Annotated in this window: 19 protein-coding genes; 10 read left to right on the forward strand and 9 right to left on the reverse strand. The window is 66.3% G+C overall.

Translation table 11 applies throughout. From position 1 onward, the window contains the following. Positions 1–173 precede the first annotated feature (173 nt). Positions 174–893 carry an envelope integrity protein Cei gene (gene cei, locus EV192_RS42655; RefSeq protein WP_165960908.1) on the forward strand — a complete coding sequence of 240 codons (720 nt, stop codon included), beginning with the start codon at positions 174–176 and terminating at the stop codon, positions 891–893. Between the two features lie 238 nt (positions 894–1131). On the opposite strand, the gene EV192_RS42660 is transcribed toward cei, so the two are convergent. Next, positions 1132–1932 carry an inositol monophosphatase family protein gene (locus EV192_RS42660; protein WP_132124435.1) on the reverse strand — a complete coding sequence of 267 codons (801 nt, stop codon included), beginning with the start codon at positions 1930–1932 and terminating at the stop codon, positions 1132–1134. 71 nt (positions 1933–2003) lie between these two features. Between EV192_RS42660 and ppgK the strand changes: the two genes are divergently transcribed. The 3 genes from ppgK (at position 2004) to EV192_RS42675 (ending at position 5005) form a co-directional block, all read left to right on the forward strand. Then, positions 2004–2765, forward strand: coding sequence for a polyphosphate--glucose phosphotransferase (gene ppgK, locus EV192_RS42665; protein ID WP_132124436.1), 762 nt, complete (start codon positions 2004–2006; stop codon positions 2763–2765). A gap of 179 nt (positions 2766–2944) precedes the next feature. After that, complete coding sequence (locus EV192_RS42670; RefSeq protein WP_279495508.1) at positions 2945–4330, forward strand: RNA polymerase sigma factor; 1386 nt, start codon at positions 2945–2947, stop codon at positions 4328–4330. A gap of 300 nt (positions 4331–4630) precedes the next feature. Next, positions 4631–5005: an FKBP-type peptidyl-prolyl cis-trans isomerase gene (locus tag EV192_RS42675; RefSeq protein WP_132124438.1), complete on the forward strand. Its 375-nt coding sequence runs from the start codon at positions 4631–4633 to the stop codon at positions 5003–5005. Between the two features lie 24 nt (positions 5006–5029). On the opposite strand, the gene EV192_RS42680 is transcribed toward EV192_RS42675, so the two are convergent. After that, positions 5030–5818 (reverse strand): EamA family transporter, encoded by a 789-nt coding sequence (locus EV192_RS42680; protein ID WP_132124579.1) that lies wholly within the window; start codon positions 5816–5818, stop codon positions 5030–5032. Positions 5819–6112: 294 nt separating this feature from the next. On the opposite strand from EV192_RS42680, the gene EV192_RS42685 reads away from it, so the two are divergent. Beyond that, entirely contained in the window at positions 6113–6292 is a 180-nt protein-coding gene (locus tag EV192_RS42685; RefSeq protein ID WP_033391384.1) for a DUF7455 domain-containing protein, read from the forward strand. Between the two features lie 299 nt (positions 6293–6591). Here the strand turns inward: EV192_RS42685 and EV192_RS42690 are convergent, their stop codons facing one another. The 5 genes from EV192_RS42690 to EV192_RS42710 all read right to left on the reverse strand — a co-directional run bounded on the left by EV192_RS42690 (position 6592) and on the right by EV192_RS42710 (position 13447). Beyond that, the gene (locus tag EV192_RS42690; protein ID WP_132124439.1) at positions 6592–7767 is read right to left on the reverse strand and encodes an ROK family transcriptional regulator; all 1176 of its coding nucleotides are present in this window, start codon (positions 7765–7767) and stop codon (positions 6592–6594) included. Between the two features lie 5 nt (positions 7768–7772). Further along, on the reverse strand, positions 7773–9218 hold the full coding sequence (locus tag EV192_RS42695; protein WP_132124440.1) for a sugar ABC transporter permease: 1446 nt from the start codon (positions 9216–9218) through the stop codon (positions 7773–7775). A gap of 31 nt (positions 9219–9249) precedes the next feature. Next, positions 9250–10023, reverse strand: a complete 774-nt coding sequence (locus EV192_RS42700; protein ID WP_132124441.1) for an ATP-binding cassette domain-containing protein — start codon at positions 10021–10023, stop codon at positions 9250–9252. Positions 10024–10093: 70 nt separating this feature from the next. Further along, complete coding sequence (locus EV192_RS42705; RefSeq protein WP_132124442.1) at positions 10094–11227, reverse strand: sugar ABC transporter substrate-binding protein; 1134 nt, start codon at positions 11225–11227, stop codon at positions 10094–10096. 471 nt (positions 11228–11698) lie between these two features. Continuing rightward, positions 11699–13447, reverse strand: a complete 1749-nt coding sequence (locus EV192_RS42710; RefSeq protein ID WP_132124443.1) for a DEAD/DEAH box helicase — start codon at positions 13445–13447, stop codon at positions 11699–11701. Between the two features lie 181 nt (positions 13448–13628). Here EV192_RS42710 and EV192_RS42715 point away from each other — a divergent pair, with 181 nt between their 5' ends. Next, entirely contained in the window at positions 13629–14630 is a 1002-nt protein-coding gene (locus tag EV192_RS42715; RefSeq protein ID WP_243727420.1) for a YihY/virulence factor BrkB family protein, read from the forward strand. A gap of 49 nt (positions 14631–14679) precedes the next feature. On the opposite strand, the gene EV192_RS42720 is transcribed toward EV192_RS42715, so the two are convergent. Next, a complete protein-coding gene (locus EV192_RS42720) occupies positions 14680–14919 on the reverse strand; it encodes a DUF3039 domain-containing protein (protein ID WP_243727421.1) in 240 nt (79 codons plus the stop codon). 59 nt (positions 14920–14978) lie between these two features. Between EV192_RS42720 and EV192_RS42725 the strand changes: the two genes are divergently transcribed. From EV192_RS42725 to EV192_RS42740, 4 genes are all read left to right on the forward strand, one after another. Beyond that, on the forward strand, positions 14979–15788 hold the full coding sequence (locus tag EV192_RS42725) for a sporulation protein (protein WP_132124445.1): 810 nt from the start codon (positions 14979–14981) through the stop codon (positions 15786–15788). A gap of 347 nt (positions 15789–16135) precedes the next feature. Beyond that, positions 16136–16645, forward strand: a complete 510-nt coding sequence (locus EV192_RS42730) for a pyridoxamine 5'-phosphate oxidase family protein (protein ID WP_132124446.1) — start codon at positions 16136–16138, stop codon at positions 16643–16645. Then, complete coding sequence (locus EV192_RS42735; protein WP_424923427.1) at positions 16642–17562, forward strand: pseudouridine-5'-phosphate glycosidase; 921 nt, start codon at positions 16642–16644, stop codon at positions 17560–17562. The genes EV192_RS42730 and EV192_RS42735 overlap by 4 nt, the downstream gene beginning before the upstream one ends. Continuing rightward, complete coding sequence (locus tag EV192_RS42740) at positions 17559–18410, forward strand: carbohydrate kinase family protein (RefSeq protein WP_132124448.1); 852 nt, start codon at positions 17559–17561, stop codon at positions 18408–18410. Before EV192_RS42735 ends, EV192_RS42740 begins: the two co-directional genes overlap by 4 nt. On the opposite strand, the gene EV192_RS42745 is transcribed toward EV192_RS42740, so the two are convergent. Continuing rightward, positions 18397–18735, reverse strand: coding sequence for a DUF3099 domain-containing protein (locus tag EV192_RS42745; RefSeq protein ID WP_132124449.1), 339 nt, complete (start codon positions 18733–18735; stop codon positions 18397–18399). The two genes, EV192_RS42740 and EV192_RS42745, sit on opposite strands and share 14 nt — an antisense overlap. Between the last annotated feature and the right edge of the window lie 74 nt (positions 18736–18809).

The raw sequence follows: 18809 nt of genomic DNA on the forward strand, positions 1-18809 counted from the left end.
CTGGCCCGCCATGGTCCGATACCTGCGGTGACTCACTGTCCGCGACCATCGGGTCGCATCGGGCGACCGCGACACGTTCGCTCGCCCCGGTGCCCCCGGTTGGCCGGAAACGCCTAGGCTGATCAGCAGCAACCAACTACAGGAAAAGCAGGCCGGCGACGGAGGGCGGGCACGTGACGGCGGGGAGCTTGAGCGGGGGTGGGCGGGCCCCGAGATACCGCAGGCGACGTCCGATTCCCGCGCTGGTCATGCTGGTGTTACTCGGCCTTGGCGCGACGATCGTCTGGCTGAAGGTGATCGACAACCACACGAAGGACGCCACGGCCAGCGTGCACTGCGACCCGCCGACGCCGGCGACCGCCGAACCAGGCCAACCGGCCCCACCGCCCGCACCACCGCTCGGCCAGCACGTCGATCAGAACGGCCTCGACCAGACCCTGGCGGCCACTCCGGACCAGATACAGATCCGGGTCCTCAACGCCAGCAAGCAGCGCGGTGAGGCGGCCCTGGTCACCGAGAACCTGAAGCAACTCGGGTTCAGCCAGGTCGGGAAGCCGGACGACGACCCGGTGTACCCCCAGGGCAGCATGACGTGCCGTTCCCAGATCCGGTTCGGCGCTCAGGGCGCCCCGGCCGCGCGCACGATGAGCCTGCTCGAGCCGTGCGCCGAACTGATCAAGGACGGCCGGCAGGACGCGACCGTGGATTTCGTGATCGGCAAGAAATTCGACGACCTGCAGGTCAGGACCGAAACCCAGCAGGTCCTCAAGCAGATAGTCGACTGGAGCGCACAGCATCCGCCGCAGACCGGCGGACTGCAGTCGGTGCAGGGTTCCGCCGGGCAACAGATCGACCAGGCGCTGGTCGACTCGATCCGCAAGACCGCCTGCTGACCAACACCGGAGCATCGAACTGTCCGCGTCCGACGCGAACGACCGGCACCGACTGTCCGGCGACAGGCCGCGCTGCCACAAGCCGAACCACGTCCCACCGAGGCGACCGCCGAACCACGTCGCCGCGCGACTCACGAAGCCCGGGTGCTGATCTGTCGATGCCGGCCGAACCCCACGACTGAGTTTGTTCGGAGCGATGCCGAACTACACGTTGACCGGTTCGACACCGCCACACCGGTCACAGGACGTCGACCACACCCAACTCCTCGAGCGTGGTCCGCAGCTCCTCCGAAATCCCTGGTGCGGCGGCGAACGTCGCACCGCCCAACGTGCCTGAGTCCGGCAACGACACCACCGCACCCGCTTCTTCAGCGATGAGCGAACCGGCCGCCCAATCCCAAGGATTCAGGCCGTGCTCCACGTATGCGTCCACCCACCCGGCCGCCACCATGCACAGATCCAACGCGGCCGAACCTGCCCGGCGGATGTCCCGGACGCGGCCGAGCAGCCGGCCGATCAACGCGGCCTGCCGCGTCCGGGTTTCCGGACGGTACGCAAACCCGGTCGCGAGCAGCGCCAGATCCAGCCGATCGGTGGACGTCACCCGCAACGGCGTCCCGTCCAAGGTCGCCCCCGAGCCTCGGGCGGCTGACCAGCACCGACCGCTCGACGGCTCGACCACCGCCCCGGCCACCGACACACCGTCCAACTGAGCTGCCACGGACACCGAGTACCACGGAAGACCGTACAGATAGTTGACGGTCCCATCGATCGGGTCCACCACCCAGCACACACCGTCACCGTCGCCCGCGCCGCCCCCTTCCTCCTCACCCAGCACAGCCTCGCCGGGCCGCAACTCGGCGAGCCGTTGGCGGACGAGACGCTCGGCGGCGCGGTCCCCCGCCGTGACCGGATCGGTCGTGCTCGACTTGGTGGACACATCCCGTACCGCTGACCGCCGGATGGACTCCACCAGTTCGGCGGCCTCCGCGGCCACCCGGACGGCGACCTCGCGCAAGCTGTCCCGCAGATGGACCATGGGTACATCCGACCACATCGGATATGGTCGCGGTCACCAGGAACTGAATCGTGAAGGAAAGGACCACGGCGATGGCTGGAACCCGCGGCTTCGGGGTGGACATCGGCGGCTCCGGGATCAAGGGATGCGTGGTCGACCTTCAGAATGGTCAACTCGTCGGTGAACGCGTTCGTACGAACACGCCGCACCCGTCCGATCCAGACGCCATAGCCGACGTGGTCGCCAAGACAGTGGAACAGTTCGGCTGGCAGGGGTCGGTGGGGGTGACCCTGCCGACCGTGGTGAAGCACGGCGTCGCCCTGTCGGCGGCGAACATCGACAAGAAGTGGATCGGCACCGACGCGCACGCGTTGTTCGCCGAGCGGCTCGGCCGGCAGGCCGACCAGATCGTCGTGCTGAACGACGCCGACGCCGCCGGCATGGCCGAGATTCGTTATGGATCGGATATCGACCGTTCCGGCGTAGTCGTTCTGTTGACTTTCGGCACCGGGATCGGCAGCGCCGTGTTCCTCGACGGCGAACTGGTCCCCAACACCGAGTTCGGCCACCTCGAGGTGGACGGGCACGACGCGGAGACCAAGGCCGCCGCGTCGGTCAAGGAGGAACACGACCTGTCATGGGAGGAGTGGGCCAAACGTGTGACCCGCTACCTGCGCAGACTCGAGGACCTCATCTGGCCGGACCTGATCATCGCGGGCGGCGGCGTCAGCAAGAAAGCGGACAAGTGGCTGCCCCTGCTGGACGTGCGGACCAGGGTCGTCCCAGCCGAATTGCGTAACGACGCCGGGATTGTCGGGGCCGCGGTGGCCGCCGATATCGGGGTGCAGCACTGAGTTCGCGGTTCATTCCGGGACGTGGGAACGATCCGAAACGGCTTGTTGGGTCACCGCACTCGGTGGGCGTCGTTACAATGGAACGGTGCCTTCGGCGAGAGCCCGGAGGACCTCCCCGAACTCCCGGCAACTCGACCCCCGCCGATGTTGCCGTTGTCGACCGTTTCGAAAGGGCGTACGTGGCAGCCGCAGAGACCGCAACCCGACGCTCCCCGAGCACCGCGAGCGCGGCGAAGACGACCAAGACCGCCTCGGCCACGAAGGCCGACGCGGACGAACTCGCGACCGCGGGAGCCACACCGGCGGCGAAGTCGTCAGCGGGACGCAAGCCCGCAGCCGCCAAGCCTCGCGCCGCCAAGAAGACCGCGACGAACCCGGCGGTCAAGGTGGCGCCGGCCACCGCGAAGAAGCCGGGCGCCGAGGGCGAACCGGACGAGCCGGGCGACCTCGAGGACGTCCAGCTGGAAGATCTCGAGGACCTTGAGGCGGACGACGCCGAACTGGTCGACGAGCCGGTGGTCGACGAGCCGGACGAGGAGGAGAAGGACCTCGGCAAGGAGGCCAAGACCGAGGGCAGCGACTTCGTCTGGGACGAGGAGGAGTCCGAGGCGCTCCGGCAGGCCCGCAAGGACGCCGAGCTCACCGCGTCGGCCGACTCGGTCCGCGCCTACCTCAAGCAGATCGGCAAGGTCGCCCTGCTCAACGCGGAGGAGGAGGTCGAGCTCGCCAAGCGGATCGAAGCCGGCCTCTACGCCGCTGAGCGGGTGCGCAAGGCTGAGGAGGAGAGCGAGAAGCTCACCCCGCAGATGCGACGCGACCTGCGCTGGATCGTGCGCGACGGGGAGCGCGCCAAGAATCACCTGTTGGAGGCCAACCTCCGTCTGGTGGTCTCGTTGGCCAAGCGCTACACCGGCCGCGGCATGGCGTTCCTCGACCTGATCCAGGAAGGCAACCTCGGCCTGATCCGTGCGGTCGAGAAGTTCGACTACACCAAGGGCTACAAGTTCTCCACCTACGCCACGTGGTGGATCCGCCAGGCCATCACCCGCGCCATGGCTGACCAGGCGCGGACGATCCGGATCCCGGTCCACATGGTCGAGGTGATCAACAAGCTCGGCCGGATCCAGCGCGAGCTGCTCCAGGACCTCGGCCGTGAGCCGACGCCGGAAGAGCTGGCCAAGGAGATGGACATCACCCCGGAGAAGGTGCTGGAGATCCAGCAGTACGCCCGGGAGCCGATCTCGCTTGACCAGACCATCGGCGACGAGGGCGACAGCCAGCTCGGCGACTTCATCGAGGACTCCGAGGCCGTGGTCGCGGTGGACGCGGTGTCTTTCACGTTGCTGCAGGACCAGTTGCAGTCCGTGTTGGCCACGCTGTCCGAGCGCGAGGCTGGCGTGGTCCGGCTCCGGTTCGGCCTCACCGACGGCCAGCCGCGCACTCTGGACGAGATCGGCCAGGTCTACGGCGTGACCCGGGAACGCATCCGGCAGATCGAGTCCAAGACCATGTCGAAGTTGCGCCACCCATCGCGCTCGCAGGTGCTGCGGGACTACTTGGAATGATCCGACAAACCTGAAGGACGCCCCTGGCCGGCAGGTCAGGGGCGTTTTCATGGCAAAGCCGAACACCGCATCGGGTAGTCCGGGCACGCCCGGCATCTGTCGATGCGACAAGCCACCGAGGCTCACCTGGCGGGTCCGGTGGAAGTCCCATCTTTACAGCGGCGCCCTATCCCCCACTTTCGTGACTGTTGTGGTCGCCGTACGCGGCGCCTTTGTGATCCCGTTCAGCAGCGCTCAGGGCTCCGTGGGTACGTTGTCCTCCGTACTCACTCACCGCCTGACTCATCGGAGGACCATTCAGTGGCGACGCAGAAACCCGAGATCGGCCCGATCGACGGGAACCCACCGGCGGACCTGCAGATCGAGGACATCACCGTCGGTGACGGTCCGGAGGCCGCATCGGGCCAAGATGTGACCGTCCATTATGTCGGCGTCTCGTTTTCGACCGGCAAGCAGTTCGACGCTTCCTGGGACCGTGGTGACACGTTCGAGTTCGCGCTCGGCGCCGGGCACGTGATCCAGGGCTGGGATCGGGGCGTTGCCGGCATGAAGGTGGGCGGCCGACGCAAGCTGACCATCCCACCGCATCTGGGCTACGGCAGCCGCGGCGCGGGTGCCGCGATCAAGCCGAACGAAACCCTGGTCTTCGTGGTCGACCTGCTCGGCGTGCGCTGAGCACTCGCAAGTGTCCGGAAGGCGCTAGACAGGCGGCTCGGTGGGGTCTCGGCTGCGGAGGCCGAGCCCACCGACCACCGCCAGAATCCCGAGTGCCTCCGGAATCGCCGGAATCTGCCGCAACACCAGGAAGCCCATGACGGCCGCGCTGACCGGCAGCAACGCCAACAGCAGGGCGAACCGGGCCTGCCCGATCCGTCGCAACACGACCTGGTCAAGCACGTACGGCACAACAGTGGACACAACGCCGATACCGACGCCCATTCCCAGCAGCTTCGGCGATGTCCATGCCGGCCCTGTCCCCAACGCGAACGGCGACAGGACAACGGTCGCCACAGCGAACCCGATCGCGAGGCCGTCTATGCCCCCGGCGTCTGTCGCGACTCGCTTGCCCAACAGGATGTAGCCGGCCCAGCACGCGGCTGCCGTGAGCGCGAACAAGACACCCTGCGGGCTTCCTGCCCATCGGACGTCCGCGATCAACGCGACCCCACCCACAACGAACAGCAAGGCGAACACGTCTCGCCGCGACTGCGATCCGAACGCGGCAACTGTGACGGGTCCCACGAACTCAAGCGCGACGGCCGTCCCCAGCGGCAGATGGCCGATCGCTTCGTAAAAAGCGATGTTCATCACACCTGTCACCAAACCAAAGGCGCCAGCGAGCACAAGCGTGCGCCGCCGCCAAGCGGTCCGCCACGGCCGCCGCCACGCCACGAACACGACCGCCGCACCCATGATCCGCAGCCACGCGACAGATGCCGGGCTGAGCTGGGCGAAGAGTACGACGGCCAGCGCCGCCCCCAGATACATCGACAGCCCGCCGATCACGAACAGCATCGGGACGGGCACTGAACGTGCTTTTACCATGCGTCGCACGGAAAACACCACATGATCCTGCATGGCGAGACGACCACTGCGGCAACCGGGCTAATCAACTGTTACGGGAGTCTCTCTCGGGCGCGGGAACACTGACGATCGCCGAAACGTCTGCAAGAGTAGAGGGAGCGAACATCGGGTGACCGCGAGGCAGTCGACGCGGGAACCATGTGATCGCAGCCTGACGAGGGCACCGATCATCGGTGCCGGGACGGAGGGAGATTTACCATGAACACCACGCTCACCCGCCCCGAACTGACAGCCGCCGATCGCTGCGACCGCTGCGGGGCAGCCGCACAGGTTCGAGCGATCCTGCCCTCAGGAGGAGAACTGCTGTTCTGCGGTCACCACGCGCGTGAGCACGAGGCGCGCCTGAAGGAGTTGGAGGCAGAGCTGCAGAAGGGCTGAGATCACCAGCCATACTTCAGCGGGCGGGGACCTTGAACGGGTCCCCGCCCTTGCTGTATGCGACGCCGCTTGTGATATGGCCGGCCTCCAGGCCTCGACTACCCGTCCTGTACAGTAAAAGGACTATTCGCCCAAATCGCGCCTGGCCCACCGGCAACAGGCGCCGACTCGATGTCCTCCATGACTTTCAACTGGCATTTCGCAGCTCGCTGACGCAGCCGGACGAGTACGAGTTGAGGCAGAACGGTCAGTCGTCAGCGATTTCGGCTACCGTGGGCGACCTACTCAAGCACTTACCGTCACATAGTGCCGAGGACGGGCTCGAAGGCCAGTTCAGCGGCACCAATGAGTTTGGCGTCGCCGCCCAGCACGGATGGAACGATGCGCGTTCCGCCGACCGCCCTGCTGACCAGGCTGCGAGTCCGGACCTCTCTGCCGATGTCGGCGATGATGGCCGCGGGCAACGAAGTGAAGAGGTCACCGAGCACGACCAGTTCGGGACCGAGCATGTTCACCACGTTCACCAGTCCCAGGGACAGCCAGTCGATGAACTCCGCCAACTGGTCGCGCGCCAGGGACGGATGCGCGGACAGCTCCTTCAACGCGGCGACTATCGCGCCGCGTGGCGAGCCTTCGGGCAGATCCAGCGCTCTGCAGAGGGCGGCTTCGCCGATCTCGGTCTCCCAACAGCCGTGACTACCGCAGTAGCACGGGCGACCGCCGGGCTTGACCACCATGTGCCCGATTTCCGCGAAGTACCCGCTCGTTCCGCGCATCAGCGAACTGGCGGAGATCACGCCGCCACCAACACCGACGTCAGCGGACACGTACACCGCGTCCGACGCTCCCCTGGCCGCGCCCCGGACGTGCTCCGCCAACGCGCCGAGTTCGGCGTCGTTGCCGAGACGCACCGGCATGCCCAAGCCCGTGGAGAGCCATTCGCCCAACGGGATGTCGGTCCAGTGCAGGTTGGGGGCTTCATGCACGAGTCCGTCCGAACGCCGAACGACGCCGGGCACGGACACCCCCACAGCCGCAGTCTCCACCTGCAACTCTCCCACGAGCCATCTCGTGGACTCGACGACGTGGTTGACGACCTCATCGGGCTGGCTGCTGCGACCGTAAAGGTTCCAACTGTTGCGGCCCAGAATCTGGCCGCCGAGACCGACCAGAGCGATGGCGACGCCCTCGACCCGGATGTCGATCGCCAGCACCACCGCGGCGTGTGGCTGGGGCAACACCAACAGAGACGGCCTACCGGCGCCGCTGCGCTGCAGCGGCACCCGTTCCTCCACTACGCCGGATTCGGCCAGGCCGTCCACCAGCGCCTTGATCGTGCTGCGGTTGAGTCCCAACTCGGACGTGAGCGCCGCGCGGGTGCACGGCCCGTCGATGTGCAGACGTCGCAGCAAGGCGGTGCGATTGTGCCTGCGAACCTCGTCGGGCCGAGCCCCGGCGATCGGCGGAATGGTCACGGCGATCAGGACTTGGCAGCCGCCGCACGACGGCGCGACAACGCGTCCACCGAGGCCGCGATCAGGAGCACGATGCCGGTGATGATGTTGACCTCGGCCGCACCGTAGTTCAGCAGGCCGAGGCCGTTCTGCACGACCGCGATCACGGTGCCACCGATGACGGCGTCAGTGATCTTGCCTTTGCCTCCGAACAGCGAAGTGCCACCGATGACCGCTGAGCCGACCGCGAACAGCAGTGTGTTCAGACCGCCGGCCTGCGGGTCGACCGAACCGACCTTGGACGAGTACACGATCGCGCCGATCGCGGCGAGCGACGAAGAGATCACGAACACGCTGGCCCGGAGCTTCGGCACGTTGATCCCGGCGCGGCGGGCGGCCTCGGTGTTGCCGCCGACCGCGTAGATGTGCCGGCCATAGCGGGTGCGGTTGAGTGTGTACATCCCGACCACCATCAAGCCGAGCGCGATCGGCACCACGTACGGAACACCAGAGATCTCCAGAGCGGTCGCGGACCTGTTCAGCGTCATAAGGTACGTGCCGACCGCGCCCAGGACAGCGATGGCTCCCACTTTGACCAACACCAACACCGTCGGCTGCGTGACCAGGCCGCGGTTGAGCCGGCGGTAGTGCTGTCCGAGGGCCGTCGCCGCGTACCCACCCGCGAAGATCACGAAGAACACCCAGCTACCGAACACCGTGAGGTTGCCGTTGGCAACGCCGTTGAGCACCGGGTCCGGGCTGATCAGCAACGTGCCGCCCTGCCCGATCAGCTTGAGGATCACACCCTGCCAGGTGATGAACAACGCCAGCGTGACCACAAACGAAGGCATGCCGATCTTGGAGACGAGGAATCCGGTGATGCAGCCGATCGCCGTGCCGACGCACAGCGCGAGCAGCATCTCCAGCCACGGGTTCGGACTCGCTCCGGACAGCGCGATGACCAACGCCACCAGCGAGAGCGCGGTTCCCACCCAGATCCGAAGCAGCGCGGCGAGCCCGGCGCCGATCACGAGCAGAGCGCAGAACACGTAGAAGACAGTCGAGCCCATGCCGCCGAGCAGGTTGCCGTTTCGCACCAGGTGCAAAGCCATGATCGAGGCGCACACACCCGAGGCGGTACCGGCCGACAAGTCGATCTCGCCGAGCAGCAACACGAACACCAGGCCCATCGCGATGATCGTGACGCCGGCGCCCTGCGCGAACAGGTTGGCGACGTTGCGCAGCGACAGGAAGAATTCCGACTGCGACGCGAAGTAGATCACCAACACGACAAGGCCTGCCAGCGCGGGCAACGTGCCGAGTTCGCCGCCACGCAGCCGGGCGAAGTAATCAGCCAACGCCTCGCCGGTGGTCTTCGAGGTGGTGTCGATGCCGAAGTCGGAAATCGCGCTGAGGCGTTTGGCTTCCTCCGGCGCGGTGTGCGTCCCTGTGGCGGAAGGCTTTTCAGTCATGCGAGGGTCCAGTCCATGTGTCAAATGGTCGTCAGATGGTCACGGTGTCGGGGCGGGCGAGGCCCAGCTCACCGGACCGTCCGGCGGTGATCAGCTCGACCACCTGGGTGTTGGTCACTTCCTTGGTCGGCACCTGCGCCACCATGCGGCCCAGGTAAAGCGTGGCGATCCGGTCGGCGACCTCGAAGACATCGGCCATGTTGTGGCTGATCAGCACGACTCCCAGGCCCTGTTCGGCCAACCGCCGGACCAGGTCGAGCACCTGGCGGGTCTGGGCGACCCCCAACGCGGCGGTCGGCTCGTCGAGAAGCACGACCTTGCTGTTCCACAGCACGGCCTTCGCGATCGCGACCGTCTGCCGCTGGCCACCGGACAGCGAGGCGACCGGTGTGCGTACCGACTTGACCGTGCGAACGGAAAGGGAGGCAAGGGTCTCGCGAGCCGCCTTCTCCATGCTCGCTTCGTCGAGCAGCCACTGCGAACCGCGCTCCCGGCCCAGGAACATGTTCTGCACGATGTCCAGGTTGTCGGCCAGCGCGAGGTCCTGGTAGACGACCTCGATGCCCAGCGCGGCTGCGTCTTTCGGTCCCCGGATGTGCACTTCCCGCCCCTGGAAGGTGACAGTTCCGGAGTCATGGCCGTAGATCCCGGCGACACATTTGACCAAAGTGGACTTGCCGGCACCGTTGTCACCGACGAGCGCGGTCACTTCCCCCGCGCGCACAGTGAGGTCCACGTCGTGCAGGACGTGGACCGGGCCGAAGCTCTTGTTGAGACCCTTGATCTCGAGGATCGGATCATTCATGTCTGTACTCCGTGATGGAACCGGGGTGGGTGCCAGTCGGGGGCAGGCACCCACCCCGGAGATGGGGAAACTAGGAGATGCCCGCTGCCTGGCAGAGCGACTGTACGTCGCCAACGCACAGTTCGGCGGCGGTGACGTACTTCTGGTCAACGACGAGCTTGACGTTGGCCTTGGTGATCGTCTGCGGCTCCAACAGCACCGACGGCACATCACGGTTGCCGGTCGGGTCGTGCTCCTTCTGCGTGGCGATCGAGTCCGCCGTGGCGGTGTCGCCCTTGGCCAGCGCTGCGGCGAGCTTCGCGGCCGCCTCGGCTTCCTGCTTGATCGGTTTGAACACTGACATGTACTGGTCGCCACGCAGGATCGCCTGCAGGCCGGCGGCGGTGGCGTCCTGGCCGGTGACCGGGACCTTCAGTCCGTTCTTCTTCAGAATGGTGATGACCGCGCCCGCCAACCCGTCGTTGGCGGCGACGACACCGTCGACCTTGCCGCCATTCTGGGTCAGGATCTGTTCGAAGGTGTTGCCGCCCTTCTGGTTGTCCCAGCCGTCGATCGGCTGCGACTTGACCAGCTTCAGCGCGCCCGAGGCGTACAGCGGCTTGAGGATGTTCTGCTGGCCGTTGTAGAACAGCGTCGCGTTGTTATCGGTCGGCGCGCCCTCGATCTCGATGACCTGGGCGCCCTGCTTCGACTTCAGCGCGTCGGCGAAAGCCTGACCCTGCAGCTCGCCGACCTTCGTGTTGTTGAACGACACGTAGTACTTCGAGGTGCCGCCGAGGTTCAGCCGGTCGTAGTCGATGACCGGGATGCCCGCGTTGGCGGCCTTGGCCGCGACGGTCTTGCCGAGATCGCTGTTGATCGAGGCGATGACCAGGACCTTCACACCTTGGGTGATCATCCCGTCAGCCAGCTGGGCGAACTTGCCGGTGTCACCCTGGGCGTTCTGCACATCCGCGTCGAGTCCTTGGGCCTTCATCGCATCGAGGAGCATCGGTTTGTCGAAGCCCTCCCAACGGGCGGAAGTCGCGGTCTCCGGGAGGATCACGCCCACCTTGACGCCACCGCCACTGGCGGCCGCCGACGTCGAACCAGCTGAGGTACCGCCGCCGCCAGCCGGAGGAGCCGCTGAGTTGGCCCCGCAAGCCGAGAGGGCGAGGGCGACACCCGCACCCACGGCGGCGAGGGTAAGGGTCTTGCTACGCATTCGTCGTCCTTCCAGTGGGACTCGAAAAAGTTGTGCGCCACAACATATGCCCGGCACCCTAGTGACCGGAAGCACACTCAATCGATTCAGGGCCGTTCGTGGGACACGAAGTGGCAACGACGACGTAACCGTCGAGCCTCGACTCAGCGAGTAGTGATGCCCTGGTCACGAGTGGTGAGCAACCAGGTCATCGATAACGGTGATTCGCAGTCTCGTTGGACCGCTGGGGTGGCGAATTTGTTGCAGGCAGAGGGAGAGGGGTCGCACCTGGGAAAACGCCTGGTCAGTGACTGGCCGCCGGGCCGCGTCGCCACGGTGAGACGAGCCAGAACGAGGTTTGTCACGCCACCTCCAACAAACCAAGCACCCCTACTGACCAGCCGATATGCCGCCCGAGTGGCAAGCGCACAGGTCAACTACGACGAATAGAGGCCTGCTCGGCCAGTATGCGACAACGAACTCGAGCTCGAGTCACCACGACCGAAGCGTGGCGATCCGTTCCTCAAGCTGCTCGGCGGACGCCATCGCCGTGGGTGGACCGCCGCACTGGCGCCGCAGGTCGCCGTGGATCACACCGTGTGGCTTCCCGGTCCGATGGTGAAACATCGCCACCAGGGTGTTCAGCTCCTTGCGCAGTCCGTTGAGCCGTTCCTGCACGGTCTGCGGACGAGTCTCCGCCACCTGATCGTGATCTTGTTGCTTCCTCGCACGACGCGCCGCGGTTCGCGATGCCAACTGGCGTTCCTGCCGCTGCTGGAGCAAGGTCCGCACCTGGTCAGGCTCGAGCAGCCCAGGCAAGCCGAGGTATTCCTGTTCCTCCTCGGAACCGACGTCGGCCGCGGTCCCGAACGAGGAACCCTCGTAGATGACCTGGTCGAGTTCGGCCGACGCCCCCAGGGACGTGAACGGCTTCTCGTCCTCACCGGGTTCGTCCTCGGTCCGGTTGGCGGCCGCGAGCAGTTCGTCGTCCCACCCGTCCTTCTCCCGGTGCGGCTTGCCCAGAACGTGGTCCCGCTGGGCCTCCATCTGACTGGCGAGCTCCAGCAGCACAGGCACGCTCGGCAGGAACACACTCGCAGTCTCGCCCGGCCGCCGAGCTCGAACGAATCGGCCGACCGCCTGAGCGAAGTACAGCGGAGTCGACGCACTGGTGGCATACACACCGACAGCCAGTCGCGGCACGTCGACGCCTTCACTCACCATCCGAACAGCTACCAGCCAACGGTCGTTCGACTCGGCGAACTTCGCGATGTTTCCGGACGCCTTCGGGTCGTCCGACAACACGACCGTGGGCTCCTCGCCGCTGACCTTGTGCAGGATCTTCGCGTACTCGCGGGCGCTGGTCTGGTCGGACGCGATCACCAACCCGCCGGCGTCGGGCACGCCACCTTCGCGCAACTGCCGTAGTCGAATGTCAGCGGCGCCCAACACCGCCGGCATCCACTCGCCCGTCGGGTCCAGCGCGGTGCGCCAAGCGCGCGCGGTCTGCTCCTGCGTCAGCGGTTCGCCCAGTCGCGCTGTGAACTCCTCCCCCGCGTTCGTCCGCCACGAAGCCTCACCGGAATACGCCATGAAGATGACCGGTCGAACCACACTGTCACGCAATGCGTCCGCGTAGCCGTACGTGTGGTCGGCGACGCTTCGCATCGCACCCGAACCGTCGGGCTCGTAGTTCACGAACGGGATCGGCGAGTCATCGCTGCGAAACGGCGTTCCGGTCAACGCGATCCGGCGGACCGCGGGCGTGAACGCCTCCTGGATCGCGTCCCCCCACGCCTTGGCGTCTCCACCGTGGTGGATCTCGTCCAGGATCACGAGCGTCCTGCGGTTCTCGGTACGCACCCGGTGCAGCGTCGGATGGGCCGCGACCTGGGCATACGTCACCGCGACACCGCGGTAGTCCCGAGAGGTCGCGCCGGTCGTGTTGCGGAATTCGGAGTCGATCGGGATGCCGAAGGAGTTCGCTGCCCCGGCCCACTGGTGTTTGAGGTGTTCGGTCGGAGTCACGATCGTGACCGCCTCGACCGTTCGGTCGGCGAGCAGTTCGGCAGCCAGCCGAAGTCCGAAGACCGTCTTGCCGGCACCCGGGGTCGCCACCGCCAGGAAGTCCTTCGGCGCGGACGCGAGGTACTTCGTGATCGCGCGGCGCTGCCAGGCGCGCAGCGGCCGTTGGGCGGGCGACGCTGGTTGAGCCGGGGGTGCGTAGTCAGGCGCTACCACGAAACTCTCGGCTCCTTTCGCACACGAATGCCCTCATGGTGTGTGCCCGCGGGACGCGGATCCACTCGGTGAGGGCGCTCTGCAGCTTACCGTCCGGACCGCCCGCGCGCGGCGCCTACGGCATCCCTCGGGCGGGTCGAGTCAGCCAGATCACGTCCCATGGACCATGCTTGGTGCCGTCATGAGCGACCGGCACCCGACCCAGGACGAGCAGGCCGCGCGCCGCGGGCCGCGCCGGCTCATCGTCCGCACGCTCAAGAAGGCGTGGGACGGCAGCATCTTTTCCGAGGCCGCGGAGGCCGCCTTCTGGCAGACGCTGTCACTGCCACCGCTGTTGCTCGGACTGCTCGGCAGCTTGGGCTACGTGTCCGGCTGGTTCGGCACGACCCTGCTGGAGACCGTGCACGACCGGATCGTGCGGTTCTCGCACACGATCTTCAGTGACAACGTGGTCAACGACATCATCTCGCCTACCGTCAACGACATTCTGCGAACCGGCCGCGGCGAGCTCGTGTCGATCGGGTTCCTCATCTCACTGTGGGCAGGTTCGTCGGCGATGTCGTCCTTCGTGGACGCGATCACCGCAGCGCATGACCAGTACAGCGTTCGCAATCCAGTATGGCAACGAATTTTCGCGCTGCTGCTGTACGTGGTGAGCCTGATCGGGCTGATCATCGGGCTGCCGCTGCTCGCGCTCGGCCCGGACATCCTGCCGAACTTCTTCCCCACTTCGTGGCGCGGGCAGGTCACGATGTACGTGAACCTGTTGTACTACCCCACACTGGGCTTGCTGGCGCTGTTCGCCGTGTCCGCGCTGTACAAACTGGCGCTGCCTCGGAAACTTCCCTGGCACCGCGGACTCCCAGGTGCCGCACTCGCGGTCGTCGTGTTCATGCTGTCAAGCGGCTTGCTGCGGCTGTACATCACGTGGGTGACCACGACCGGTTACACGTACGGCGCGCTCGCCACGCCCATCGCCCTGCTGCTCTTCACGTTCTTCATCGGATTCGCGATCGTGCTCGGTGCACACTTCAACGCCGCCATCCAGGAGATGTGGCCGGCCAGGATGACCCGCCGGCAGCGTCGCAGATGGCGCCGCCTGGAGATGGAACGTGTCGCCGAGACGATCCGGTCGGTGAAGGACGAGCCTTCGCCCGCAGGTCAGGACACGATTTCACGGTGACCCCGAAAGCCGCCCGGCGGCGGCTTCCGCGTCCCCAAGCCGAGAAAGATCAGTCCTTGCCGGGCGGCAGGTTGTCGAAGATGCGCTTGCACTCCGGACAGACGGGCGAGCCGGGCTTGGGCGACCGGGTCACCGGGAACACCTCGCCGCACAAGGCCACCACCATGTTGCCCAGCACGGCGCTCTCGGCGATCTTGTTCTTCTGCACGTAGTGGAACATCTTCGGCGTGTCGTCGCCAGTCGAGTCCCTGGTGTCTACGTCAGGCAGAGTCTGGGTGGCTGTACTCACGGCACCAATGATGCATCAAAGCCGCCCGAATCCCACGCCCGCCTGGCAGGATGCGCCCCATGTTCCAGAAGGTGCTGGCCAGCTTCGGCCAGGGAGGGGCCAAGGTCGACGCCCAGTTGACGGACCGCAGCGTCCGGCCGGGTGGTCCCCTGCGCGGCCAGGTCATGCTGGCCGGCGGCCATGTCGACCAGGAGGTCGAAGGACTGGGGGTCACTCTGCTCGCCCGGGTGGAGCAGACCGACGAGCGTGGCGAAGTCGAACTGGTCGACCTGCCGTTCCAGAACGTGAACCTGGCCAGCAACGCCGTTGTGCGAGCCGGCCAGCAGCTGACCGTGCCGTTCGAGATCCACCTGCCGTGGGAGGCGCCGATCACCACCGTGCTCGGCAAGCACCTGACCGGGATGGCGATCGGCCTGCAGACCAATCTGAACCTGTCCGGTTCCGTCGTGGATCCGCAGGACATCGACGCGGTGGCGGTCGAGCCGCTGCCGCCGCAGCACCGGATTCTCGACGCCATCAGCCGCCTCGGCTTCACCTTCCGGACCGCCGCTCTGGAGAAGAGCAAGATCACCGGCTTGGACCAGCAGCTGCCTTTCTTCCAGGAGATCAGGTTCGGCCCGAACCAGGCGTACACGCCCGTGTTCAATGAACTCGCCGTCACGTTCCTGGCGACATCGTCGTCCATGCAGGTCGTCCTGGACGTGGACAAGCATGTCCGGGTGAGCAAAGCCGGCGGGTTGAACGTCCAGAGCCGCTCCTTCATCGGCGCGTTCCCCGTGGAGTACGCACGGCTGGGTGCCACCAACTGGGAGCAGCAGATCGACGGTTGGCTACGAGAAGTCGCCAGGCCACGGGCGATTTTCGACTGAATCGCGAACGTGCCTGCACCTGGCCACCGGCGGTGGCCTTCGGGTCATCAACGCCTCCCCACGTGCTCGCAAGCGCCGGCTTCGACTGGCGGCCACCTGGCGATCACTGACCGTGACGAGGTCCTCGCTGGCTTGCACCGCGAACCCCGACGTGTTCGCGGACAGCTGTGGGAGAAGGTCAGCCGAATGATCGGACCATGGGAGTCGTCAGGCCCGGCGATCGCGCCAGCCGCGGAAAGCCACCCAGCCGACTCGACAACGCCGGCTCAACGAACGCAGTTCGCGTCGGTGAGCGAGTCCATACTTGCGTCATCGATCAGCGCCGCCCGCGTTCGAGGAGTTCGCTGATGTCCGAGCCGGCCGCAGACCGCCCGCACATGCCTGGGTACGGCACGCTTCCCGCCGACAAAGGCAGTGGACTGCTGCCGTGGTCGTGGGCTTCGGAGCGGTTGCGGAGTTCGCGAAACTACTGGCTGACCACAGTGCAGCCGAACCGCCGACCGCATGTCATGCCGGTGTGGGCCGTGTGGCAGGACAGCACACTGTGGTTCTCCAGCGGGCTGCGGTCCCGGAAGGTTCGCAACATCCTGGCTGGATCGGACGTGTCGATCGCGACCGAGGACGCACTGAACCCGGTGGTGCTCGAAGGCACCGTTCGGATCGAGACCGAAAACGCCTCCTTGCTGCGGTTTCTCGAGGTCATGAACGCGAAGTACGGCACGAGCTACGGCCCTGAACTGGTCGATCCGGCGACGAACGCGACGGTCGAGGTCACGCCCCGATGGGTGTTCGGGCTCACTGAGGACGACTTCAGCGGCTCGCCCACCAGATGGACCTGGCACGATGGCCGTTCGTGACCAGTATCGCCGTAGCTGAGGAAGTACGTGCCGCCCTCGTCGAGGGACAGGCCGTCGTCGCCCTGGAAAGCACACTGCTCTCGCATGGACTGCCACCCGGCCGCAACCGGAAGGTCGCTGAACGGCTGGAGGCAGTCGTTCGGGAGGCGGGTGCGGTCCCGGCCACCATCGCGGTGCTCGACGGCCAGCCGTTGGTCGGCCTGAACGCGCACCAGTTGGATCGGGTATGTGACCCCGCGGCCGGTCTGGTCAAGCTGTCTCGCCGGGACTTGGGACCGGCGATCGCTTTGGGCAAGAACGGCGCGACCACCGTCGCCAGCACGGTGGCCCTGGCCGACGCGGCCGGAATCCGGGTCTTCGGGACCGGTGGGCTCGGCGGAGTGCACTTTCCGCTCCCCAGCAGGAGCGCGTCCTGGGACGTGTCGGCCGACCTGGACGCATTGGCGGACACACCGGTCCTCGTGGTGTGCTCCGGCGTGAAGTCGGTGCTGGACATCGAGGCGACGTTGGAGCTGTTGGAGACCCGGTCGGTACCGGTTCTCGGCTATCAAACGGACATGTTCCCCGCGTTCTACCTTCGCGAATCGCCCTATTCGGTGCCATGGCGGGTGGACTCGGCTGAGCAGGCCGCTGATGTTGTCGTCGCACACCAAGCAACGCCGGGTCGGTCCGGGGTGCTACTGGCCAAACCCGTTCCCATCGAGTACGAAATGGACCGCGCGACCCACGACCGGCTGCTCGCTGACGGTATCCGGTTGCTGGCCGAACGCGGGGTCCAGGGCCGGGACGTGACCCCCGTGCTGCTCGAGCACTTCCACACCGCCAGCGAAGGCGTCAGTCTGGACGCGAACGAGGAACTCGTGGTCTCGAACGTGACGCTTGCCGCTCAGGTCGCCGTCGAGTTGGCCAAGAGATGACCATCCTGGTCGTCGGCGATGCCGGACTGGACGTAATCGCCATGCATGACAAGGCGATCACTTACGGCGACGACACCAGGGCTCAAATCCGGATCACCACGGGCGGGGCGGGCGCGAACACCGCGTCCTGGCTGGCCGCACTTGGCGCGGAAGTGGCGCTCGTCACCCGTGTTGGCGACGACACAGCAGGCCAACAGGTGCTCACGGAGTTGACGATGGCCGGCGTTCGGTGCGTCTTCACCGTCGATCCGAACGCCGCCACTTGTTGCGTGGTCGTCCTCGTCGGCCCGGACGGACAACGGACCATGCTGCCCGACCACGGCGCCGGCGCGTTGCTGCGGCCGGAAGACCTGACTCCGGAACTGGTCCGGACCAGTCGACATCTTCACCTTTCCGGCTATGTCCTGTTGGATCCACAGTCGCGAGACACCGGGTTGGCCATGCTCGACATGGCCAGGGACGCGGGTCTGACGACGTCCGTGGATCCTCAGTCGGCCGTGTTGCTCACGGACCCGGCGGCATTTCTGGAGTGGATCCGAGGAGTGGATCTGCTGCTGCCCAACAAGGACGAGCTCTCATTGCTGTCCGGCGCGCACGACCCGCTGGACTTCGTCGGGGCGATCGCGGTGACGTCCGGCGCCCACGGAGCCAGCTGGGTCGACCACGTCACAACGGTTTCCGTACCGGCAGAGCAGGTGTCCTGTGTGGACTCCACTGGCGGCGGAGACGCGTTCAACGCCGGCCTGCTGCTCGCCTGGCTTTCAGGCGAACAGCCGGAATCCGCTCTGCGCTCAGGGGTCGGCGCGGCGACCCGAGCCGTCGGTTCAGTGGGCGCTACCCCTCGATGATCTGTTGGTTGGTCCGCTCGATCGCTTGCGGCGACAGCTCGCCCTGCCGGTAGCGATACCTGCTGACCCGCTCCGCCTTCCGCGGCGGACGGTCGTTCGCGATCAGCACCGCCACCCACGGCAACGGCACCGACAGCAGCAGGAATCCCAGTGCCAGCCACCATGTCTGTTGGAAAATCAACGCCAGCAGGATGCACGGCAGACGCAGCGCCATCATGGTGATGTACTTGCGTTTACGTGCGGCGTGCTGTTCTTCGAACGACGGCGCAGCCTCGGTGATGAGAACCGGGGTGTCGTCCCGCTCGTGTGGTTCGGGACCCTTCACGACACCACCTCCACATGACCATCTTGCCACGCCGTACCCGACAGGACAGTACCCATTGGTCGTGAAAGTATTCC

This window comes from Actinocrispum wychmicini, from assembly GCF_004345645.1.
GTDB classification, from domain to species: Bacteria; Actinomycetota; Actinomycetes; order Mycobacteriales; family Pseudonocardiaceae; genus Kibdelosporangium; species Kibdelosporangium wychmicini.

Coding starts and splice junctions, on each gene's coding strand:
- EV192_RS42660 (WP_132124435.1), bottom strand. CDS start 1,932: ATGGTCCATCTGCGGGACAGCTTGCGCGAGGTCGCCGTCCGGGTGGCC.
- ppgK (WP_132124436.1), top strand. CDS start 2,004: ATGGCTGGAACCCGCGGCTTCGGGGTGGACATCGGCGGCTCCGGGATC.
- EV192_RS42680 (WP_132124579.1), bottom strand. CDS start 5,818: ATGTATCTGGGGGCGGCGCTGGCCGTCGTACTCTTCGCCCAGCTCAGC.
- EV192_RS42685 (WP_033391384.1), top strand. CDS start 6,113: ATGAACACCACGCTCACCCGCCCCGAACTGACAGCCGCCGATCGCTGC.
- EV192_RS42695 (WP_132124440.1), bottom strand. CDS start 9,218: ATGACTGAAAAGCCTTCCGCCACAGGGACGCACACCGCGCCGGAGGAA.
- EV192_RS42700 (WP_132124441.1), bottom strand. CDS start 10,023: ATGAATGATCCGATCCTCGAGATCAAGGGTCTCAACAAGAGCTTCGGC.
- EV192_RS42705 (WP_132124442.1), bottom strand. CDS start 11,227: ATGCGTAGCAAGACCCTTACCCTCGCCGCCGTGGGTGCGGGTGTCGCC.
- EV192_RS42715 (WP_243727420.1), top strand. CDS start 13,629: ATGAGCGACCGGCACCCGACCCAGGACGAGCAGGCCGCGCGCCGCGGG.
- EV192_RS42725 (WP_132124445.1), top strand. CDS start 14,979: ATGTTCCAGAAGGTGCTGGCCAGCTTCGGCCAGGGAGGGGCCAAGGTC.
- EV192_RS42730 (WP_132124446.1), top strand. CDS start 16,136: ATGTCCGAGCCGGCCGCAGACCGCCCGCACATGCCTGGGTACGGCACG.
- EV192_RS42740 (WP_132124448.1), top strand. CDS start 17,559: ATGACCATCCTGGTCGTCGGCGATGCCGGACTGGACGTAATCGCCATG.